This window comes from Treponema sp. UBA7567 (assembly GCF_002476655.1).
Lineage (GTDB): Bacteria > Spirochaetota > Spirochaetia > Treponematales > Treponemataceae > Treponema_D.
Genome location: NZ_DLLH01000047.1, coordinates 1 through 5,506, shown reverse-complemented (window position 1 = coordinate 5,506; position 5,506 = coordinate 1). Strand labels below are relative to the sequence as shown.

The following is a 5,506-nucleotide window of genomic DNA, read 5'->3' as shown; positions in this document are numbered from 1 at the left end:
ACTCCGGCCGACCGTCTTGTTACAGTTGCCGCAAGCAAACGCGCAGAAAAATCCGGACTTCCAGCGGCCGCAATCGAACTGAACGACGGCACAATAATCACTTCAGAAACATCAGATTTGCTTGGAACTTGCGCGGCCCTCATATTAAACGCAATCAAGCATCTTGCGGGAATTGACCACATCGTAAAACTTATTCCTGCCGCAATGATTGCGCCTATTCAGAATATGAAGGTGAACTATTTGCAGGGAAACAATCCGCGCCTTCATACAGATGAAGTTTTGGTAGCTCTTTCTATGCTCAGTCCAAACAACGAAAACTGCAAAAAGGCTCTTGAGCAGCTTCCTGCTTTAAAAGGCTGTCAGGTTCATACGAGCGTAATGCTTAGCGAAGTAGACCGCAAGATTTTTAAAAAACTCGGCGTCGATTTAACAAGCGATCCTGTAAAAAAACGCTAGGATTCCTGTCTTAGGCGGTAAATGCACGGACCGATGCGGAAAAGTTCTATGACCGATGTTGAAAATCTTGAAAAACTTATAAAAGACATTTTTAATGTTGAAAAAATTGTAAAAAACAAGAAGAACACAAACAAGTGCATTTCGCCGCTAAACAGTGAGCCAAAAAATCTTTTTGCCGAAAACTTTATAAAGCGGCTCAAACGCCTTCAAAAAAAGTATTCTGCGGACAGACAGGCAATTGTTCAGATTACAGAAAAAGTAAAGAACATAGCGGAAGCAAGAAACTCCAGATGGGCAGGACCTTATTCTGAGCTTGTTGCCTTGGATTTTTATTCGCAGTTTTCGGAATTTTTTAATCTCAGCTATATAAATATTCTTCCTGTCGAAAAGCACAAAAGCGCGATCCCCTCAAAAATCGGGCACACTCAGACAATAGACATTGATTTGTGCCTGCATTTTAGGCACTACGACATTTTTACGGACGTAAAGTCATTCAACTGCATTCATCAAAACATTCTCGAAGAAATATTTGAACGTGTTGAAGAATATTCAATGCTTTCGTTAAAAAAATCTGTAATGATTGGAGCAGATAACCGCTCGGAAATCGATTATTCAGAAGTAAAGAAAAACCTTGGGTTTGAAAAAGGACGGATTTTTCGGGCTTTAGTACAGGCTGTTTCGGAAAATAAACGGGTTTTAAAATATACTTCCCGTTCTGGAATAGATTTTACATTCAGAATTCAGTACACCGATATTTTGACAACAGTTGCAGAATATTCACCGTTTGCCATGGCGGAAGCTTACAAGTTTAAGTTTTTGGATTACGGCTCAAAACTTTTGGACAACGAATATTCGGTCATTACAATCGTAAAAAATCCGTGGTTTAACAGCGAGACAGTTGATTTTGGCGACTTTAACAATCTTTTTTACCGCTCGCTTGCGCGCCGTACGTTTATCGAGCTGAACCGAATTGACGAAAAAGCCTCTGAACATTCCGGGGCATACTGCTCAACGCAGCTTACGGTAAAAGAAGTTGCTCAAAACCTCGCAGGAATTATATTTATTGACGATAACAGCGCGACCGAAAAAATGCAAAAATCGCTATATAGCGCCTATTTTTATATGAACCCGAACTATAAAAACAAAACGCCTCTTACGATTCGCAAAATGGAAAAATACTTTAGAAACTCCCGCGAAATTCAAATTCAAGATTTTGACGACTTTAAGTGGGACAACTATTAGCCAAACTTCGGCATTCAGACTATTAGCAGGAAAACGCCTGTTTACATAAATTTGACTGCACTTTTCACAAGAACGCAAATTCATTAAAATATCAACGATTCTTCTATATAGCCCCAACTTCGAGTTTTGATAAGAACAGTAATTTAAGTGTCATNNAAAAAAGTGCAATAGATTATCGGGTCAAGCCCAATAATGACATTAAATCATAAAACTCGAAATTCAGGCTATATAAAAAGTTTTGTTTAGCAAGAGGTAATATATGTTAAAATTACAGGGCGCATTTACAGCCATGATTACACCGATGAAGTCTGACTGTTCTGTTGATTATGAAGGCTTTAGAAAAACTGTAAAATTCCAGCTTGAGCAGGGCATTGACGGTCTTGTTCCTCTTGGAACTACAGCAGAAACTCCGACTCTCGACGAACGTCCGGGACAGGAAGAAGACCAGCTTATTTCTATTGTAATGGAAGAAATTAAAGCGTTTGAAAACGCAACTGGAAAACATGTTCCTGTAATTTTAGGAGCAGGCAGCAACAACACAAAAGATGCAGTTATTTACTGCGAACGAGCAAAAAAAGCAGGCGCAGACGCCGCGCTTGTTGTTACCCCATATTACAACAAACCTTCAAAAGAAGGCATTTACCAGCACTTTGCGGCTGTAAGCAAAGTTGGAATTCCAATCATAGTATATAACATTGCCGGAAGAACTGGCGTAAATATTACAACAGATACACTTGCACGCATTGCGGAGCTTCCGAATATTGCCGGCGTAAAAGAGGCAAGCGGCAATATCAACCAGATGATGGAAGTAATTGCCACAATCAAATCAAAAAAGCCGGACTTTGCAGTTTTGAGCGGAGACGATGCGCTTACACTTCCTTTAATTTCTGTCGGCGGCGACGGCATAATATCAGTAGTTTCTAACCTTGCGCCTGCCGCAGTCGTAGAAATGGCGCATAAGGCTCTTGAAGGTGATTTTGACGCCGCGCGCAAGGCTCATTATAAATTGCTTCCGTTCTTTAAAGCTGCCTTTGTTGACGGAAACCCTACATCGATCAAATACGCAATGAGCGTAAAAGGCATGCCGTCCGGTCCATGCAGGCTTCCTCTTGCGGAAGTAAACGATGGCGCAAAAAAAGTGATAGAAGACGCTCTGAAAGAGTGCGGCCTGTAATCAAAATCACGAAAACGCAAAGACAGGCTTGCAGTAAACGGCTGTCTTTTTATGGGAGATAATAATATGGAAAGAATAAATGTTGGTGTTTTGGGCGCGACTGGAATGGTCGGCCAGAGATACATCAAATTGCTGGAAAACCATCCGTGGTTTAAGGTAACCTATGTTGCGGCAAGCCCGCGCTCGGCTGGAAAACTTTATCCTGAAGCTGTAAAAAACCGCTGGCTTATTGGAGCTGATATTCCTGATGATGTAAAAAATCTTACTGTTCAGGACGCAAATGAGCCTAAGCTTGCGCTCGGAAAGTGCCGCTTTGTCTTTTCCGCGCTCGAAATGGGCAAGGACGAAATCAAGGCTTTGGAAGCGGCTTATGCGGCAGAAGGAATTCCGGTTGTTTCCAATGCGAGCGCGAACCGCTGGACAGAAGATGTTCCTATGCTGATTCCTGAAATCAACTATTCTCACCTTGATGTGATTGCCGAACAAAAAAAGCACCACGGCTGGGACAAAGGATTCATCGCTGTAAAGCCTAACTGCTCTTTGCAGACATATATGATTCCGATTTTCGCTCTTATCAAGGCCGGCTACCCTGTAAAGAGAATGACTGTAACAACTTTGCAGGCTGTTTCCGGGGCTGGCTATCCGGGAGTTTCTTCGTTCGATATGATTGACAATATCGTGCCTTTTATTGGAGGCGAAGAAGAAAAGACCGAGAAAGAATGTCTTAAAATTTTGGGAACTGTGAAAGGCGGAAAGATTGAAAATGCTTCTGAGCCTGTTGTGTCTGCGACATGCACACGTGTTCCTGTAATCGACGGACACACTGCAAGTGTAAACCTCGAATTTGACCTTCCAGAAGACAAAAAGCCTTCTATTGAACAAATCTTAAAAGTCTGGGAAGAATTTGCTTCTCTTCCTCAGGAGCTGAGTCTTCCTTCTGCGCCTGAGCATCCGATTGTATACCGCGAAGAAGAAAACCGCCCTCAGCCGCGCCGCGACCGCGACACAGAAAAGGGAATGGCCTGTGTAATCGGAAGGCTTCGCAAATGCGGCGTTTTTGACGTTAAGTTTGTAGCCCTCAGCCACAATACAAAGCGCGGCGCCGCTCTCGGCGGCATCTTGAATGCAGAGCTCTTAAAGGCAAAGGGCTTTTTTGACTGATCAAAAATAACAAAACGAAACAGGGGCTTTCTGCGTTTTGCGGATAAGCCTCTTTTTTTGGAGAAAAATATTATGGAAAAAACATTTCCGCTTAATAGCGAAGAACTAAAAAAACTTACACAAACATATCCGACGCCATTCTATCTTTACGATGAAAAAGCGATCCGCGAAAATATGCGCAAATTTACAAAGGCATTTTCGATTTTTCCGAAATTCCGCGAGCACTTTGCCGTAAAAGCCTGCCCTAATCCTTACATTTTAAAGATTCTTGCGGAAGAGGGGTGCGGAGGCGACTGTTCCAGCCTGCCGGAACTTATGCTCTGTGAGATTGCAGGAATCAAAAAAGACAAGGTAATCTTTACCTCGAACGAGACTCCAGCTTCTGAGTTTAAGTATGCGTTTGCAAACGGAAACATAATCAATCTTGACGACTTTACCCATATCAGTTTTTTGGAAAAAACTCTTGGAAAACTCCCAGAAACACTTTGCTTCCGGTACAATCCAGGCTCTGCAAAACACGGATGCAATTCAATAATCGGAAAACCGGAAGAAGCAAAATACGGACTTACACGCGAGCAGATGATCGAGGCATACAAGGTTGCAAAAGAAAAGGGCGTAAAGCATTTTGGACTTCATACTATGGTGGCTTCGAACGAGCTGAACCCGGATTTTTTTGTTGATACAGCAAAGCTTGTATTTGAGCTTGCAGTGGAAGTAAAGCAAAAATGCGGTGTAAACATTGAGTTTGTGGATTTAGGCGGAGGACTTGGAATCCCTTACAAGCCGGAGCAAAAGGCCGTAGACTACGATGAAGTGGCAAAAGGAATCCGCGCCGAATATGACAGAATTATTGTGCCTGCAGGACTTGACCCTCTCGGAATTTACTGGGAATGCGGACGCCCTATTACAGGACCTTACGGCTGGCTTGTTGCAAAGGCAATTCACGAAAAGCACATCTACAGGGAATACATAGGCCTTGATTCTTGCATGGCAGACCTGATGAGACCAGGCATGTACGGCTCTTACCACGAAGTTACTGTAAGCGGAAAAGAAAACGCGCCAAAAGACCATGTATACGATGTAGTAGGCTCTCTCTGCGAAAACTGCGACAAGTTTGCAGTTCAGAGGAAGCTTCCAAAAATCGATATAGGCGACCTTGTAATAATCCACGATGCAGGAGCGCACGGCCGCGCAATGGGCTTTAATTACAATGGAAAATTAAGATGCGGCGAGCTTCTTTTGCGCGCAGATGGCACTGTAAAAGAAATCCGCCGCCGTGAGACAATCAACGACCTTTTTGCAACACTTGACCTAGAAGGCGTTGAAAACTTTAAATAACCAGAATGTCGAGTTTTGATAAGAGCAGTAATTTAAGTGTCATTCCCATGCTGCGTCACGGGAATCTGTTGGAAAATTTCAATAGATTATCGGGTCAAGCCCGATAATGACAAGATGGCAAGCCCGATAATGACA

The 5,506-nt window shown here is 42.9% G+C and carries 4 protein-coding genes and 1 pseudogene; all 5 read left to right on the top strand.

From position 1 onward, the window contains the following. Positions 1 to 456 (top strand): annotated as a pseudogene (locus B3Y13_RS05990) (DUF1846 domain-containing protein); the annotation flags it as partial. Positions 457 to 504: 48 nt separating this feature from the next. After that, a complete protein-coding gene (locus tag B3Y13_RS05985; protein WP_296020709.1) occupies positions 505 to 1,698 on the top strand; it encodes a hypothetical protein in 1,194 nt (397 codons plus the stop codon). Between the two features lie 259 nt (positions 1,699 to 1,957). After that, positions 1,958 to 2,872 carry a 4-hydroxy-tetrahydrodipicolinate synthase gene (dapA, locus tag B3Y13_RS05980; protein WP_296020701.1) on the top strand — a complete coding sequence of 305 codons (915 nt, stop codon included), beginning with the start codon at positions 1,958 to 1,960 and terminating at the stop codon, positions 2,870 to 2,872. 66 nt (positions 2,873 to 2,938) lie between these two features. Further along, positions 2,939 to 4,033 carry an aspartate-semialdehyde dehydrogenase gene (gene asd / locus B3Y13_RS05975; RefSeq protein WP_296693308.1) on the top strand — a complete coding sequence of 365 codons (1,095 nt, stop codon included), beginning with the start codon at positions 2,939 to 2,941 and terminating at the stop codon, positions 4,031 to 4,033. Between the two features lie 72 nt (positions 4,034 to 4,105). Then, positions 4,106 to 5,371: a diaminopimelate decarboxylase gene (gene lysA / locus B3Y13_RS05970; protein WP_296693304.1), complete on the top strand. Its 1,266-nt coding sequence runs from the start codon at positions 4,106 to 4,108 to the stop codon at positions 5,369 to 5,371. The last annotated feature ends 135 nt before the right edge of the window (positions 5,372 to 5,506 follow it).

Coding starts and splice junctions, on each gene's coding strand:
- B3Y13_RS05985 (WP_296020709.1), top strand. CDS start 505: ATGACCGATGTTGAAAATCTTGAAAAACTTATAAAAGACATTTTTAAT.
- asd (WP_296693308.1), top strand. CDS start 2,939: ATGGAAAGAATAAATGTTGGTGTTTTGGGCGCGACTGGAATGGTCGGC.
- lysA (WP_296693304.1), top strand. CDS start 4,106: ATGGAAAAAACATTTCCGCTTAATAGCGAAGAACTAAAAAAACTTACA.
- dapA (WP_296020701.1), top strand. CDS start 1,958: ATGTTAAAATTACAGGGCGCATTTACAGCCATGATTACACCGATGAAG.